The organism is Pseudomonas sp. PDM27 (genome assembly GCF_019219205.1).
Taxonomy (GTDB): domain Bacteria; phylum Pseudomonadota; class Gammaproteobacteria; order Pseudomonadales; family Pseudomonadaceae; genus Aquipseudomonas; species Aquipseudomonas laurylsulfatiphila.
On the sequence record NZ_JAHUWF010000006.1, the window covers coordinates 272,492 to 286,622 of the forward strand.

The window sequence follows — 14,131 nt, forward strand, 5'->3', positions numbered from 1 at the left end:
TCAGTGGCTGGCACGTCCGGTCATTTCCAGGGCCATGTCACTGGCATAGCTGTCGGTCATGCCGGCGATGAAATCAATCATGCGCAAAAACGACGTGTGCAAGGGGCCGTGAGGATCGGGTGCATTGTTACCCAGCAGATCAAGGATGCGGCGGCTTTTGAATGACGGCGTCCGACCGTTGTGCTGCTCCAGTGCTGCGCCGCAAAAGGCGTTGAGGAGGATTTCCAGCGTGGTGTAGGCGCCGATCTCGTGCAGGGTCTTGCGCTTGTCCTGGAAGATTTTCTTGCGGGCCATGTCCTTGGCGTTCAGCACGCAACGCTTGGCGGGCCCGTGCATGTGCTCCACCAGGTCGCCGGGCAATGTGCCGGCCAGCAGTGCGTCCTGTTGCTCGACGAAAGCGCGGGCCGCGGCATTGGTCAAGTGTTCGATGGCCTTGCCGCGCAGGATCGCCAGTTTGCGTCGGCGCGAATCGCCGGGACCGAGCTGGCGGTAGGTCTCCGGCAAGTCGTCGCCCACCAGGTCCAGCAGCAGGGACTCGACTTCGGCGTATTCCAGCAACTCCATTTCCAGGCCGTCTTCCAGGTCGATCAGCGCATAGCAGATGTCGTCGGCGGCCTCCATCAGGTACACCAGCGGATGCCGCGCCCAGCGTTGCTCTTCAAGTTGTGGCAGGCCGAGTTTATGGGCGATCTGCTCCAATAGCGGCAGCTCGCTCTGATAACAGCCGAACTTGTGTTTCTTGTAGCCCAGCGAATCGGCGTGCCTGGCCGTCCATGGATACTTCAGGTAGGTGCCCAGGGTTGCATAGGTCAGTCGGGTGCCGCCGTCGAACTGGTGATACTCCAGTTGAGTGAGTACCCGAAAGCCCTGGGCGTTGCCTTCGAAATTCAGGAAGTCATTGCGCTCGGCTTCACTCATCGCATCCAGCCAGCCACGACCGGCGGCTTGCTGGAACCAGTGCCGGATCGCGTCTTCACCGGAATGGCCGAAAGGCGGGTTGCCGATGTCGTGTGCCAGGCAGGCCGATTGCACCACCATTCCCAGGTCGCTGGGTTCGCACCAGTCGGGCAGGGCGTTGCGGATGGTTTCGCCGACCCGCATGCCCAGCGAGCGCCCCACGCAACTGACTTCCAGCGAGTGGGTCAGGCGCGTATGAATGTGATCATTGCTGGACACCGGATGGACCTGGGTCTTGCGCCCGAGGCGGCGGAAAGCCCCCGAGAAAATGATGCGGTCGTGGTCTTTGTGAAAAGGGCTGCGGCCGAGTTCTTCAGGGCTGTGCAGAGGCTTTCCGAGGCGTTCGCGGGTAAGCAGGGTGTGCCAATCCAAGGCGGGACTCTCCGTCAGGTGACTGATGGCCTAGCTTCCCGTTTCGCGTCATGACCTGCAAGCGGAACTACAACCCGGCGGCGTCGATATCGAGGCCTCCTTGCAAGAACTTTTTACGGAGGGGAGCAATTGACCGGATAGGCGCACAGGATTGCCCCCTCGATAGAGGGGGCATCCCGTCGACACTGCTAGAGCGCAGCCAGAAGGAAACTGATCAGTCTTTGTGCGAAGACCCCTGCATGATCAGTTTGATCAGCGGCCCCAGTGTGGTGCCGAGACGGATCAGCCGGGTCAGGCTGCTGAGGCCTCCACCGTTCTTTGCGCCCTTGCCGGTCAGAAAGCCCAGCAAGGTGACGGCGGCCACGCCCCAGAGTGGAGCGTGTTTGATGCCGAAACCGTCCTGCAGGTTCTGCGTCATCCCGCGCACCCGCCGCAACGGTTGCAGCAGTTGCGCGGATTCGTGGCGGATTTCCTGGCGGTGCATTTCCATGCGCAGGCGAATCAGCGCCTTGCGCATTTCCGTGCGTGAGCTGTTGCGTGGCAATTCAGGCAGGTTCATGGCAGCAGGCGCTCCCGATCGTTGGCCAGCTCTTCCAGCGTACCGTGGAAGGGCGAAGACTCATCGAAAATCGCTGCCCTCAAACGCATCGCGCAGAATATGGCGGCGAGGGTATAGAACACGCAGAGCCCGATGATGGCGGTCAGGCGATAGGTGTCCCAGAACACGATCAGCACCAGCGTCGACAGCCCTACCAGCAGCAGCAACGCAAACACCAGCGCCAGACCGGCAAACAGCAACAGGCTGACGGTGCGGGCTTTCTGTTCCTGCAACTCGATGCCGAACAGTTCGACATGGCTGTGCAGCAACCCCAGGAAGGCAGCACCCAGGCGCCGCGATGAGGAGCTTGTTCCCGTCGCAGACGGGTCGGATTCACCGATCGACATATCAGCGCCGGCTGGCCAGCAGGCCGATCAGGAAACCCACGCCGGCCGCGATCCCGACAGATTGCCAAGGGTTGGCCTGGACATAGTCTTCGGTGGCGGTGACAGCCGCCTTGCCGCGTTCGCGCAGGGAATCTTCGGTCAGCTTCAGGGTTTCACGGGCACGCAAGAGACTGTCGTGAATCTGCTCGCGCAACTCGTCGGCCTGGTCGCCGGCCAGGGTCGCGGTGTGCTCCAGCAACCGTTCGGTGTCACTGACCAGTGTCTGAAAATCGTTCATCAGGATTTCTTGAGCAGTCTTTGCCTGGATGCGGGCCATGGTGGATCTCCATAAGTGGCTTTCTGATGCGTTCGAGTATGAGCCTTTGGCGAAGGTTCAGTACAAATGACTGGTACAACTTTTGCTGTGTCGTGGTGCGCCGGTCCGCACCATTGCGCTATAGCCGGGCATGATTTCAGTAAAACCGTAGGACCAACAATCAAAAACTCGCGCAAACGTCCGGGTCACGTTTTTCCCGGACGGTGCCTGTGCACCAAGGCGGTTCAACGAGATCAGTCTCCTGATGCTTCGAGGCCGCAACTTGGTGCATGGGTGGTCATCGCGAACTGCTTTGGTGCTTTTTTCTGCCATAAGGTCTGCCCATCCCATGGAAAATCTGCAAAGCGCCGTGGACACCCTGGTCCATAGCTCCAACACGCTGTTCATTCTGATCGGTGCGGTCATGGTCCTGGCCATGCACGCCGGTTTTGCCTTTCTCGAAGTCGGAACCGTACGACAGAAAAACCAGGTCAATGCCTTGTCGAAAATCCTCAGCGACTTCGCCGTATCGACACTGGCCTACTTCTTTATAGGCTATTGGATTTCTTATGGCGTGACGTTCATGCAACCGGCGGCCGTGCTCAATGCCGACCATGGTTATGGACTGGTGAAGTTTTTCTTCCTGCTGACCTTTGCCGCGGCGATTCCCGCGATCATTTCCGGAGGCATCGCCGAGCGCGCCCGTTTTGTCCCGCAACTGTGTGCAACCGCGTTGATTGTCGCGTTCATCTATCCGTTCTTCGAAGGCATGGTCTGGAACGGCAACCTGGGTTTGCAGGCCTGGCTGCTGGAGCGCTTTGGCGCCGGTTTCCATGATTTCGCAGGTTCGGTGGTGGTGCATGCCATGGGCGGTTGGCTGGCACTGGCGGCGGTGCTGTTGCTCGGGCCACGTAATGGCCGCTATCGCGAAGGTCGGCTGGTGGCGTTCGCGCCTTCGAGCATCCCTTTTCTGGCGTTGGGCTCGTGGATCCTGATTGTTGGCTGGTTCGGCTTCAACGTCATGAGTGCGCAAACCCTGCAAGGTGTCAGTGGACTGGTGGCGGTGAACTCATTGATGGCCATGGTGGGCGGTACGGTGGCCGCGCTGATCGTCGGGCGCAACGACCCCGGCTTTCTGCACAACGGACCGTTGGCGGGACTGGTGGCGATCTGCGCCGGCTCCGACCTGATGCATCCGGTGGGGGCGCTGGTGACCGGCGCCGTCGCGGGGGCGTTGTTTGTCTGGTGCTTTACCGCCGCTCAGGTCAAATGGCGCATCGACGATGTATTGGGTGTCTGGCCGCTGCATGGCTTGTGCGGCGTGTGGGGCGGTATTGCCTGCGGCATTTTCGGCCAGAGCGCTTTGGGCGGGCTGGGTGGGGTCAGCCTGATCAGCCAGTTGATCGGCACGGCACTGGGCGTCACCGTGGCACTGGCCGGCGGGTTCGCCGTGTACGGCGTGATCAAGGCTCTGCATGGATTGCGCCTGAGTCAGGAGCAGGAGTATTACGGCGCGGACCTGTCGATCCACAAGATCGGCGCCGTGAGCCAGGACTGATACAGGTCTCATCATCGTTGGTGGCATCAGGCAGGCGACTCAATGGCTCGACGGTTTTTCGGGGCAGGCCTAGAATGGTCACTTCATTTTCTGGTTGAGTGCTCATGCTTCCCGAATGTCAGCTGTTCGGCACCCTTGGATGCCATCTCTGTGAAGTAGCCGAAGCCATGTTGATGGAGTTTGTCGAGCGCGGTCTGCTGGTGGAACTGGTGGACATCGCCGACGATGAAACCTGGTTCGCCGCTTACAGCCTGCGTATTCCGGTGTTGCGACGGGTCGACACCGGCGCTGAGCTGGGCTGGCCGTTCAGTGCCGATGAGGTGGTGGCGTTCCTGGGTTAAGTGGCTTTTGCACCGATGTTACTTCCCGTCTGTCGAACTTTGCGATTGATCCCCTTGGCTTATCCGGCATTGATCGGATACTGTATGCGCATACAGTTATTCGTGGTGCCTGCATTGCCGCTGCTGATTCTCGGCAGCGAGCAGACAAGCCCGGGCGTGAGAGGGATGAATCGTGGTCAATGTCGAACAGTTGAAGAACAGCGTGAACCGGATGTCTGCAGACGTCGTGAGTGAAGCCGTTCTTGAGTTGCGTCTGGATGGACTGGTGACCGAGGGCAAGACACCCTTCAACAAAACGCATTTCAATACCTGTTTCGCAGAAATCGAAGCCTTGTTTCAACGCGCGGGGTATCACCGGCAACTCGATGTCGTGGGTTATCAGGGGTTGTTGTACGCCCTCTATGACCCCGCTCGCTGGGAGGCGGTCGATGTATTGCGCTGGCTCAAGGAATACACTGAAGCGGCGGCGCGTACACGGATTCCGGCTTGAGGCTAGGCTCATTCCCCGTGCTGTTGGATAATGCCGCTCTGCACTGAGGGTTAGAGCTTCCGTATGTCCACTTCTTCTTTTTCCGCGGCACACAGCCAGGCCAGTACGCTGTACTTGCCACCTGGCCCGTGGCAGACCGTTGTCGATTGCCTGTGCGAGCATTTCAGCGCCATTGGTCGGGAACAATGGCTGGACAGAATTGCCCGTGGCCGGGTCCTCGATGGACAGGGCATGCCGATTGCCCTCGATCTGGCCTACAGGGAAGGTTTGCGGATTCATTATTTTCGCGAAGTGCCGGATGAAAAGCCGATCCCGGTGATCGAGTCGATTCTGTACGCGGACGAGCATCTGGTGGTGGCCGACAAACCGCACTTTCTGCCGGTGACGCCGGCGGGCGAATACGTCGAACAGACGCTGCTCAGGCGCTTGATCCGTCGCCTGGACAATCCGCATCTGGTGCCATTGCATCGCATCGACCGGCATACCGCAGGGCTGGTGCTGTTTTCCGCCAATCCGCAGAGTCGTTCGGCTTATCAGTCGTTGTTTCCAACCCGGCAGATCGAAAAGCGTTACGAGGCCATCGCAGCGGCGTTGCCTGAACGTGCTTTCCCGCTGGTTCATAAAAGCCGGCTGGTCGATGGCGAGCCTTTCTTCCGCATGCAGGAAGGGCCTGGGGCCTGCAACACCGAGACGGCGATCGAAGTCAGGGAGAAACAGGAGAAACTCTGGCGGTATGGTCTATACCCGGTGACGGGCAAGAAACATCAGCTGCGGGTACACATGGCGGCGTTGGGCGCCGCTATCTGCAACGACCCGTTTTACCCCGAGGTGCTCAAGGATGCGCAGGATGACTACGCCAATCCTTTGAAACTGCTGGCCCAGGGGCTGAGATTCATCGATCCGGTCACGGGCCAGGCGCGCGAGTTCGAGAGTGAAATCATCCTGCAATGGTGATCCTGAACGGCGCCCCTGAAGTGCTGTTCTTCAGGCATGAAAAAGCCCGCATCAAGCGGGCTTTTCTGTATCCGGTGGCACCCGATTACAGTTCTTTAACGGTACGGACCTGATCTTTGTTGATGCGGGTCTGTTTGCCATCGAGCTGTTCGAATTCGTAGAAGCCGGAATCCTTGTCGAACTCTGGCGTGTCGACGGCCTGGATTTCGCGACCGTCATTCAAGGTGATCACCGTAGGCGATGCGCAACCGGCGAGGGTGGCGAGGCCCAGTGCGAGCATGAAAGTGGCGAGGGTCCGTTGCATCATGAGTGTGTCTCCGAATAAGAATTCTTTGGTTTAGTGAACTTGAGACGTGAACCGTCCGCGCAAGTTCCTGATCAATGTCAGTCTGACACAGTGTCATGACCGCTTACATAACCGCTTAATAGTTCCGGCGTGTTGAGGTTGGCCAGCCGAGGGTCCTTGTCTGGGCATTGCAGCGCGGTCGCGCCGAGCTTGCGCATCAGCCGGCCCGGGCTGCGCTCACCCTCGTTCCAGGCCTTTTCAAAGGCTGCCTTGTGCAGCACTGGAATCACACACAACAACGGCTCCCAGTGGTCATCGTGCCGCACCATCAGCGGCTTGTCCGGATTCAGGTTGGCGGTCTCGCGCATGGTGCCGATCAGCGCCGCATCAATGCCCGGAACGTCACAGGGCAGGACCAGCATATGAGTATGGCGAGCGGCTTCCAGGCCCGCCCGAATTCCCGCCAGGGGGCCGGGGAAGTCACCTTCATCGTCGTGGACCAACTGGTCGGCATAGGGCGCATACTTATCAAGGTTGCGGTTGCAGGAGATGATCAGGTCATCGGTCAGCGGACGGGTCTTGCGATGCAAGTGAGCAATCAGCGGTTCGCCGCGCCAGTCCAGCAACCCTTTGTCCCGTCCCCCCATACGTTGGCCGCGCCCGCCCGCCAGGAGCAGAATGGAGCAGGGTGGCAATTGTGAATTCATGGTCATGGCAGGTCTCCATGGGAGCGGCGAAAAAACGAAGCGCTGTGATATAACACCGGGCTGTTTCTCCTACAACTGGACGAGCCTATGAAAGCCAAGGCTGATGTACCTTTCGCACCGCTGAACATTGCAGTGCTGACTGTCAGCGATACCCGCACGCTGGAAACCGACACCTCGGGCCAGCTCTTTGTCGACCGCCTGACTGCCGCCGGTCATTACCTGGCAGCCCGGGTGTTGCTAAAAGATGACCTCTACAAAATTCGTGCGCAAGTCGCCAACTGGATTGCCGACGATGTCGTGCAGGTGGTGCTGATCACCGGCGGAACCGGTTTTACCGGGCGTGACAGCACACCGGAAGCCGTCAGTTGCCTGCTGGACAAGCAGGTCGATGGATTCGGCGAGCTGTTCCGCCAGATCTCGGTTGCCGATATCGGCACCTCGACCGTTCAGTCCCGGACGTTGGCCGGTCTGGCCAATGGCACGCTGGTTTGCTGCTTGCCGGGTTCGACCAATGCCGTGCGCACGGGTTGGGATGGCATTCTGGCCGAACAGCTGGATTCGCGGCATCGCCCGTGCAATTTCGTGCCTCACCTGAAACAGGCAGCGCCTTGTGAATCCCGTGGGTAAGCCGGGCAAGACCGGCAGCCTGATGCCCGTCGAGGAGGCATTGGCACGCTTGCTGGAAATGGCCGAGGCCACGCGGATTGTCGAGCGTGAACGCTTGCCATTGGCGCAGGTGCAGGGGCGTGTACTGGCTGAAGACCTGCTGTCGACCCTTGATCTGCCGCCTTGGCCCAACAGTGCCATGGACGGGTATGCCTTGCGCCTGGCTGACTGGACGGGAGAGCCGTTGGTGGTCAGCCAGAAGGTGTTTGCCGGCCAGGCCCCCGATCCGTTGCAACCTGGAACCTGTGCACGCATTTTTACCGGCGCGCCTGTACCCGCCGGTGCCGATTGCGTCGAAATGCAGGAAAACGCCGAGGTCCAGGCGGATGAGCGAGTGTCTTTCACGCAAGCCTTGACCCAGGGCCAGAACATCCGTCCGCAAGGCCAGGAAGCGACCGTCGGCGAGTTGATTCTGCCGGCAGGCACGCGGCTGGGGCCGATCGAGCAAGGATTGGCTGCCTCATTGGGCTGCGCCGAACTGGAAGTCGTTCGCAAGGTACGTGTGGCGGTGCTGTCGACCGGCGACGAATTGATTGAGCCGGGCCAGCCGCTGGGGCCGGGACAGATCTACAACAGCAACCGGGTGTTGTTGTGCAGCTGGTTGCAGCGTCTGGGCTGTGAGGTCGTCGACGCGGGCATTCTTCCGGACGATCTGCAAACCACTCGTTCCCGATTGGGTGAGTTGAAGGATGTCGACCTGATCCTCTCGACCGGTGGCGTATCGGTGGGAGAAGCCGATTTTCTGGGTATCGCCTTGCGCGAAGAGGGCGAATTGACGCTGTGGAAACTCGCCATCAAGCCCGGTAAACCGCTGACGTTCGGGCATTTCCGCGGTGTACCCGTGATCGGCTTGCCGGGCAATCCGGCATCGACCCTGGTGACCTTTGCCTTGTTGACCAGGCCCTATCTCCTGCGTCGTCAGGGTGTAAAGGAGGTCGAGCCGCTGAAGGTGCAGGTGCCGGCAGGGTTCGACTGGCCCCAACCTGGCAATCGACGGGAGTATTTGCGTGGACGGCTGGAGAACGGCAGGGCGACGATCTACAAAAACCAGAGTTCCGGCGTACTGCGCAGCGCTGCCTGGGCTGATGGGCTGCTAGAAGTCCTGGAAGGTCGCACGCTGGTTCAGGGCGAAAGCGTTTTCTTCATTCCGTTGAGCGAACTCCTGACCTGACCGCTTGGGCGGATTTGCCAACCAGAAACCCGGTTGATTGAACCGGGTTTCTGGTTAATGGTCCTTCAATGTGCCAGGAGCAATGAAATGACCTGCTCGAAACGGCTATTGGCGATCCAGCCAAGGAGACCGAGGAGCACGACCGTTCCGCAGGCGGAGTAGGCAAGCCTGTGCTTGATGGATTTGACGTCACCGCGGATGTCGTCCAGGTCCCTGCGTATGTGCTTGAGGTGTGTTTCCAGCTCGGTGACGCGAGGTTCCATATCATTTTCTCCCGTGGCTTTTGTGCTGGTCGGTGATCCAGGGTTTTGGCCTTGCATGGCACGTCCCTGTGGTGTCCTGCTGAAGCCCCAAAAGTCTACCAATTCGGATTTCCGGTCAATTGAGCAGATTCCTCACGTTCCGTAGGAAAAATCCTGCCGTAGGGGATCAAGTTGCCTGATTGGAAATAATTGGTTTTCTGGCGACCTTTAACGGCACCTGCGCGGTCCACATCTCCCAGATGCCATCCAAATCGGGGGAGTGAAGTAATGAGCGATCGCAAGGCACTGTTGATTCTGCATGGCAAACAGGCACTCAACGAGGACGTTCGCGCTGCCGTCGAAAGCCGGCGTGAGCAAGGTTGGGAGCTGGCTGTGCGATTGACCTGGGAAGCCGGCGACGCGCAGAGACTGGTGGGCGAAGCGTTGGCGGCCGGTTATCGACACATCATTGCCGGTGGCGGCGATGGCACCTTGCGCGATATCGCCGAGGCCATGGCAGGGCACTCGAAAAAAGCCAGCCTGGTACTGATGCCGCTGGGAACCGCCAACGATTTTGCGCGTGCGGCGGGCGTGCCCCTGCAGCCTGATCAGGCGTTGGCGTTGCTGGATGCGGCGCCGACCGCCATTGATCTGGGGGAGGTCGACGGGCAGGTATTCCTGAACATGGCGACCGGTGGGTTTGGCAGTCATGTCACGGCGAACACCTCGGAGGAGTTGAAGAAAATCCTTGGTGGAGCTGCGTACCTGTTCACCGGCCTGTCACGCTTCAATGAGCTGCATACCGCCTACGGTGAATTGCAGGGACCGGATTTCCACTGGAGCGGCGATCTGCTGGCGCTGGGCATCGGCAATGGCCGGCAGGCCGGTGGCGGGCGGGAATTGTGCCCACAGGCCCTGGTCGATGATGGTTTGCTGGACATCAGTATCCTGCCGGCACCGCAGGAGGTGGTCGGTACCTTGAAAAACCTGCTGACCGAAGGTTTTGGCATCGACAACATGTTTGTCCGGGTGCGCCTGCCCTGGGTCGAGATCAAGGTCTCGGAAGGGCTCTGCATCAACCTCGATGGTGAACCGCTGGTCGGGGACAACCTGCGTTTCTCGGTCCGCCCGGCGGCGTTGCTCGTGCATTTGCCTGAAGATTCGCCGCTGCTACGGGCCAGTGAAGTGCCTAGTCATCCAGGCTGATGATTTGTTCACGCACGGCGAACAGCACCAGGCCGGCCACATCGTAGATCTGCAAACGCTTCATGATCTGCGAGCGGTGGGTTTCGACGGTCTTGACGCTCAACCCCAGGCCGTTGGCGATCTCTCGGGTGGATTTGCCGCGAACGATCAACCGCAGGATTTCCAGCTGGCGTGCCGTCAGGTTGTGCGAATCGGCAGGTTCGGGCTGGTGCTTCTGATTTCGGCTCAGGGCCTGGGTGATCACCGTGTGGGCAATGGCCGGGCTCAGATAGCGCTCGTTGTTGCGCAAGGCGTCCAGCGCGTGCTCGAGTTCGGTCGCCGTGGTGTCCTTGAGCAGGTAGCCGTGGGCTCCGGACTCCAGGGCCTGCATGATGAGGGCCGGGTCGGTGTGCATCGACAGGATCAGGACCTTGCTTTGCGGGCGCACCCGCTTGAGCTGTTGCAAGGCTTCGAGGCCACCGGTCTGGCGCATCGAAATATCCAGCAGGACAATATCCGGGGACAGATGCCCGACCATTTCGAGCAACTGCGAGCCGTCATTGGCCTCACCGATGACGGCGTAGCCGGGCAGGTCCATTACCAGGGCGCGCACGCCAGCCCTGATCAGCGAGTGGTCATCCACCAGTAGTAAGTTACAAGTCAATGCATAACCTTATTCGAACTGGCCCGTTCGAGCGCACGGGGCGCCCAGGGAAATAGAGCTTCGATTTGAGTGCCTTTGCCCGGCTCGCTGGTAACGGTCAACGTGCCACCCAGTTGATCGATCCGTTCCGACATCCCGGCCATACCGCGTTGCCCTTCGCGACCTGGGTCTGTTGCGGGGGCGAAGCCCTGACCATCATCGCTGATCTGCAACCTCAGGCCTTGGGGCAGGCGCTGCAGGCATACCAGCAGGTTCTTGGCCCGGGCATGTCGCAGGATGTTGGTGACCGCTTCCTGGGTAATGCGAAAAGCTGCCACGGCCATTTCCTCCGGTATGCCGGTCAGGCGCTGCTGGCATTCCAGGCTCCAGTGCACCGGGGTGTTGGCCAGGGTCTTGAGCAGGTGTGCCCGCAGACTGGCTTCCAGCCCGAGGCTGGTCAACTGCCGGGGATTGAGAATGGCCGATACGTCACGAACTTTGGCCAGGGTTTCTTCCAGTGTGTCGCAGAGGACTGTGCATTGTCCCTGGAGCTCTTCGGGCATCCGGCGTTTGAGCCAGTCACTTTGCAATTTAGCGGCGGTCAGCAATTGACCGATGTCGTCATGCAGTTCACGGCTCAGTCGGTGACGCTCGTTTTCCTGGACCTGCAACAACCGGTCGGCCAGTTCCTGGGGCTGGAATTTGATCGATTTACGCGAGAGGCAGTACTGCACGGCAACACTGGTCAGCGCCGCAATGTTGAGCACCAGCAATGACAGGGGCAGCGCAATGGACAAGCCATGGACCAGCAAACTGCCGAGGGTCGAACAGATGCATAGCAGCAGCGTGAATGTCCGAGCATTTTCCCGGGAGGGTGGCCACTTGGCGATTGACTTGAGGCTGGCGTACATAGCGGATGGAGCCAATGGATGTTCGCTGCGGGCTGACCGGTCATGCTGGCTGACAGGCCCCTGTTTTTTATGTGGAGCGCCGACGAGTTCAGCTGCGAACTGCAGCGAGCTGTGTCCGGCTGCGATCACGCAGCCATTAATTGGCGTCAACTAACAGGCGGCATAGTAGCACTTAAGATACCGTTGGTCGCGTCCGTATGCATGTCCGAAAAGTCAGGAATCCAGTCGTTTCGGCAATGCTTCCATAATGGAGCAAGTTGGTTGTTGCCATCGCAAAATGCCATAGCCCCGGGGTTTTGCTGTTGATACCAGGCAATACCTGATCAAGACTGGCGCGCCATTGTCGATAGGCAATAGTGGTTGTTTTAAAGATGTCGTTTATAGCTATGAAATATTCATTTGCGACATAGGCGCACTCAAGTAACAGTGCGGTACTGAAAACCAAACCACGCCATACGGCATAGTTGGATTAGTTCAAGCCTGTCGTTCCGAATAGGGCACGAGGGTGAACGGCCTGGAATTGACCGGTGGCTGAAACCGGCTTTGCCCCACCTGAAAGGCAAAGGCTTCGATAAGGGTGACCTGCTCGCTGTCGTCGAGGCTGAGCTGCCCGGTGGTCTGGTCGATGAGTTCGAGTTGCCAGGCAATCAGGGTCAGGCAGTCTTTCAGGGCGCTCAGCGCCTCGTCGTGCAGGCTCATGGTGTTCTGTGCGTGGTTCAGCAAACCATGAATATGCAGAGAAAATTCAGACACGGCCGCCAACGCCAGGGCATCGGCCTTGTTGGCCAGCTTGAGCAGCGTGCTGAGCATGCAGTCGATGGCGTCCTTGTCATTGCTGATCAACTGCAGATGGCTCAGGCATTCCTCGGTTTTAGCCAGGAGTGTTTCAGCCTCGACGAGAAACTCCGGGAGCCGCTGGGCCCACTCTTTACGGTCGTTCGGCATACTTATCTCCACAACGTCATGTCAAATGAGGGGATATCGTGTGTGTCGACGAGGGCGGTCGGAACCCCGGCATTGCCGAGTCGTCGGGTGAACGAACGGCGGCTGGCCCAGAGGCAGGCTGGGGAACACGAGAAGGTGGTTGGCCACTGGCTTGCGATCGCACACAAAAGCCTGACTCCGTTCATGCAATGAGAATGGCGTCACATTAATGGCTATTGGATATTGCGAATATCAGGTTGCACCTGATTGTTGATAGGGGAATCCCTTACGCAGCGGAACCTTTCGCAAGAACCGGGGTCGCGGCGCAGAAGTGCGGCAGATGTAATCACAGCGCCAGTAAAGCATGATGTTAATGTGACATCAATGCCCGTGCGTGGCATTTTAGAGAGGGTCAAGCTTCGGCAAAAACAGCCGATAACCTTCTCTAAGTGAATTCATCCGAACAAGACCAGGAGTCATTGATGGCCGGCATTCTCGACACGGTAGACCAACGCACGCAACTGGTGGGTGAGAATCGCCTGGAAATTCTCATGTTCCGGCTCGCCGGACGGCAATTGTTCGCGATCAACGTCTTTAAAGTGCAGGAAGTCCTGCAGCTGCCAAAGTTGACGCTGATGCCGCAGCGCCATCCTTTTGTCTGCGGCGTGGTCAACCTGCGCGGCCAGACCCTGCCGGTGATCGACCTGTCCCAGGCCATTGGCATGCGCCCGCTGGTGCCGGGGCCTGGCAGCACGATTATCGTCACCGAATACAACCGTTCGGTTCAGGCCTTCCTGGTCGGTGGCGTGGACCGGATCGTCAACATGAACTGGGAAGCCATCCTGCCGCCCCCGAGCAGCGCCGGCCGCCAGCACTACCTGACGGCTATCAGCAAGGTCGATGATCAACTGGTGGAAATCATCGACGTCGAAAAGGTCCTGGCCGAAATCGTCCCGTACAACGCCAAGGTCTCCCGTGACAAGCTCGAAGATCCGGTACTGGAACGCGCCCGTGGCCGTGAGGTGCTGCTGGTGGATGACTCGAACGTGGCCCTGGCACAATTGCGCGATACCCTGGGACAGCTGGGCGTGAAGATGCACATCGCCAGCGACGGGTTGAAGGCCTTGAACATGCTCAAGGCCTGGGCCGACACCGGCGTGGACATGACCGAAAAACTGCTGATGGTCTTCACCGATGCGGAAATGCCGGAAATGGATGGCTATCGCCTGACCACCGAAATTCGCAACGATCCGCGCCTGCGCGGCTTGTACGTGGTGCTGCACACCTCTTTGTCCGGCAGCTTCAACGATTCGATGGTGAAAAAGGTCGGCTGCGACAATTTCCTCTCCAAATTCCAGCCGGACAAACTCGTCGACGTGGTACGCCAGCGCCTGATGCTTGACGAAGTACCGGCCTGAATAAAACTGCGGACAACCTGTGGGAGCGGGCTTGCTCGCGAAGGCGGTGTGACAGTTGGCATAGTT

General features: G+C 59.3%; 17 protein-coding genes and 1 pseudogene. 8 read left to right on the top strand and 10 right to left on the bottom strand.

Annotated elements, in window-relative coordinates:
- The 4 genes from KW838_RS15280 to KW838_RS15295 all read right to left on the bottom strand — a co-directional run bounded on the left by KW838_RS15280 (position 1) and on the right by KW838_RS15295 (position 2,590).
- Positions 1 to 1,329 carry a deoxyguanosinetriphosphate triphosphohydrolase gene (locus KW838_RS15280; RefSeq protein ID WP_102700815.1) on the bottom strand — a complete coding sequence of 443 codons (1,329 nt, stop codon included), beginning with the start codon at positions 1,327 to 1,329 and terminating at the stop codon, positions 1 to 3.
- 214 nt (positions 1,330 to 1,543) lie between these two features.
- Positions 1,544 to 1,888, bottom strand: a complete 345-nt coding sequence (locus KW838_RS15285; RefSeq protein ID WP_218501478.1) for a hypothetical protein — start codon at positions 1,886 to 1,888, stop codon at positions 1,544 to 1,546.
- Entirely contained in the window at positions 1,885 to 2,274 is a 390-nt protein-coding gene (locus KW838_RS15290) for a phage holin family protein (RefSeq protein ID WP_102700817.1), read from the bottom strand. Before KW838_RS15290 ends, KW838_RS15285 begins: the two co-directional genes overlap by 4 nt.
- 1 nt (position 2,275) lies before the next feature.
- Positions 2,276 to 2,590: a YqjD family protein gene (locus KW838_RS15295; RefSeq protein ID WP_007973485.1), complete on the bottom strand. Its 315-nt coding sequence runs from the start codon at positions 2,588 to 2,590 to the stop codon at positions 2,276 to 2,278.
- Positions 2,591 to 2,918: 328 nt separating this feature from the next.
- Here KW838_RS15295 and KW838_RS15300 point away from each other — a divergent pair, with 328 nt between their 5' ends.
- The 4 genes from KW838_RS15300 to KW838_RS15315 all read left to right on the top strand — a co-directional run bounded on the left by KW838_RS15300 (position 2,919) and on the right by KW838_RS15315 (position 5,912).
- Positions 2,919 to 4,127: an ammonium transporter gene (locus KW838_RS15300; protein WP_007973484.1), complete on the top strand. Its 1,209-nt coding sequence runs from the start codon at positions 2,919 to 2,921 to the stop codon at positions 4,125 to 4,127.
- 104 nt (positions 4,128 to 4,231) lie between these two features.
- The gene (locus KW838_RS15305; protein WP_104448903.1) at positions 4,232 to 4,468 is read left to right on the top strand and encodes a glutaredoxin family protein; all 237 of its coding nucleotides are present in this window, start codon (positions 4,232 to 4,234) and stop codon (positions 4,466 to 4,468) included.
- Positions 4,469 to 4,640: 172 nt separating this feature from the next.
- A complete protein-coding gene (locus KW838_RS15310) occupies positions 4,641 to 4,958 on the top strand; it encodes a hypothetical protein (protein WP_015094058.1) in 318 nt (105 codons plus the stop codon).
- Positions 4,959 to 5,021: 63 nt separating this feature from the next.
- Positions 5,022 to 5,912, top strand: coding sequence for a pseudouridine synthase (locus KW838_RS15315; RefSeq protein ID WP_218501479.1), 891 nt, complete (start codon positions 5,022 to 5,024; stop codon positions 5,910 to 5,912).
- Between the two features lie 85 nt (positions 5,913 to 5,997).
- Here the strand turns inward: KW838_RS15315 and KW838_RS15320 are convergent, their stop codons facing one another.
- Together KW838_RS15320 and mobA are read right to left on the bottom strand one after the other, a co-directional pair.
- On the bottom strand, positions 5,998 to 6,219 hold the full coding sequence (locus tag KW838_RS15320) for a YgdI/YgdR family lipoprotein (RefSeq protein WP_007973479.1): 222 nt from the start codon (positions 6,217 to 6,219) through the stop codon (positions 5,998 to 6,000).
- A 77-nt stretch (positions 6,220 to 6,296) separates the two neighbouring features.
- Positions 6,297 to 6,911 (bottom strand): molybdenum cofactor guanylyltransferase MobA, encoded by a 615-nt coding sequence (mobA, locus tag KW838_RS15325; RefSeq protein WP_218501480.1) that lies wholly within the window; start codon positions 6,909 to 6,911, stop codon positions 6,297 to 6,299.
- An 81-nt stretch (positions 6,912 to 6,992) separates the two neighbouring features.
- Here mobA and moaB point away from each other — a divergent pair, with 81 nt between their 5' ends.
- Both moaB and glp read left to right on the top strand, forming a co-directional pair.
- Positions 6,993 to 7,532: a molybdenum cofactor biosynthesis protein B gene (gene moaB, locus KW838_RS15330; RefSeq protein WP_008020368.1), complete on the top strand. Its 540-nt coding sequence runs from the start codon at positions 6,993 to 6,995 to the stop codon at positions 7,530 to 7,532.
- Between the two features lie 22 nt (positions 7,533 to 7,554).
- A complete protein-coding gene (gene glp, locus KW838_RS15335; protein WP_218501539.1) occupies positions 7,555 to 8,742 on the top strand; it encodes a gephyrin-like molybdotransferase Glp in 1,188 nt (395 codons plus the stop codon).
- Positions 8,743 to 8,807: 65 nt separating this feature from the next.
- On the opposite strand, the pseudogene KW838_RS15340 reads toward glp, so the two are convergent.
- Positions 8,808 to 9,032 (bottom strand): annotated as a pseudogene (locus KW838_RS15340) (hypothetical protein); the annotation flags it as partial.
- Between the two features lie 240 nt (positions 9,033 to 9,272).
- Between KW838_RS15340 and yegS the strand changes: the two are divergent.
- On the top strand, positions 9,273 to 10,190 hold the full coding sequence (gene yegS, locus KW838_RS15345) for a lipid kinase YegS (RefSeq protein ID WP_218501481.1): 918 nt from the start codon (positions 9,273 to 9,275) through the stop codon (positions 10,188 to 10,190).
- Here the strand turns inward: yegS and KW838_RS15350 are convergent.
- The 3 genes from KW838_RS15350 to KW838_RS15360 all read right to left on the bottom strand — a co-directional run bounded on the left by KW838_RS15350 (position 10,174) and on the right by KW838_RS15360 (position 12,668).
- Positions 10,174 to 10,833 (bottom strand): response regulator transcription factor, encoded by a 660-nt coding sequence (locus KW838_RS15350; protein ID WP_102700825.1) that lies wholly within the window; start codon positions 10,831 to 10,833, stop codon positions 10,174 to 10,176. The two genes, yegS and KW838_RS15350, sit on opposite strands and share 17 nt — an antisense overlap.
- A complete protein-coding gene (locus KW838_RS15355; RefSeq protein ID WP_218501540.1) occupies positions 10,830 to 11,723 on the bottom strand; it encodes a sensor histidine kinase in 894 nt (297 codons plus the stop codon). The genes KW838_RS15350 and KW838_RS15355 overlap by 4 nt, the downstream gene beginning before the upstream one ends.
- Positions 11,724 to 12,197: 474 nt before the next feature.
- Entirely contained in the window at positions 12,198 to 12,668 is a 471-nt protein-coding gene (locus KW838_RS15360) for a hypothetical protein (RefSeq protein ID WP_102700827.1), read from the bottom strand.
- Between the two features lie 461 nt (positions 12,669 to 13,129).
- Here KW838_RS15360 and KW838_RS15365 point away from each other — a divergent pair, with 461 nt between their 5' ends.
- Positions 13,130 to 14,065, top strand: coding sequence for a chemotaxis protein CheV (locus KW838_RS15365; RefSeq protein ID WP_007973464.1), 936 nt, complete (start codon positions 13,130 to 13,132; stop codon positions 14,063 to 14,065).
- The last annotated feature ends 66 nt before the right edge of the window (positions 14,066 to 14,131 follow it).

Coding starts and splice junctions, on each gene's coding strand:
- KW838_RS15290 (WP_102700817.1), bottom strand. CDS start 2,274: ATGTCGATCGGTGAATCCGACCCGTCTGCGACGGGAACAAGCTCCTCA.
- mobA (WP_218501480.1), bottom strand. CDS start 6,911: ATGACCATGAATTCACAATTGCCACCCTGCTCCATTCTGCTCCTGGCG.
- yegS (WP_218501481.1), top strand. CDS start 9,273: ATGAGCGATCGCAAGGCACTGTTGATTCTGCATGGCAAACAGGCACTC.
- moaB (WP_008020368.1), top strand. CDS start 6,993: ATGAAAGCCAAGGCTGATGTACCTTTCGCACCGCTGAACATTGCAGTG.
- KW838_RS15305 (WP_104448903.1), top strand. CDS start 4,232: ATGCTTCCCGAATGTCAGCTGTTCGGCACCCTTGGATGCCATCTCTGT.
- KW838_RS15300 (WP_007973484.1), top strand. CDS start 2,919: ATGGAAAATCTGCAAAGCGCCGTGGACACCCTGGTCCATAGCTCCAAC.
- KW838_RS15320 (WP_007973479.1), bottom strand. CDS start 6,219: ATGATGCAACGGACCCTCGCCACTTTCATGCTCGCACTGGGCCTCGCC.
- KW838_RS15360 (WP_102700827.1), bottom strand. CDS start 12,668: ATGCCGAACGACCGTAAAGAGTGGGCCCAGCGGCTCCCGGAGTTTCTC.
- KW838_RS15355 (WP_218501540.1), bottom strand. CDS start 11,723: ATGTACGCCAGCCTCAAGTCAATCGCCAAGTGGCCACCCTCCCGGGAA.
- KW838_RS15295 (WP_007973485.1), bottom strand. CDS start 2,590: ATGGCCCGCATCCAGGCAAAGACTGCTCAAGAAATCCTGATGAACGAT.
- KW838_RS15365 (WP_007973464.1), top strand. CDS start 13,130: ATGGCCGGCATTCTCGACACGGTAGACCAACGCACGCAACTGGTGGGT.
- glp (WP_218501539.1), top strand. CDS start 7,555: ATGCCCGTCGAGGAGGCATTGGCACGCTTGCTGGAAATGGCCGAGGCC.
- KW838_RS15285 (WP_218501478.1), bottom strand. CDS start 1,888: ATGAACCTGCCTGAATTGCCACGCAACAGCTCACGCACGGAAATGCGC.
- KW838_RS15315 (WP_218501479.1), top strand. CDS start 5,022: ATGTCCACTTCTTCTTTTTCCGCGGCACACAGCCAGGCCAGTACGCTG.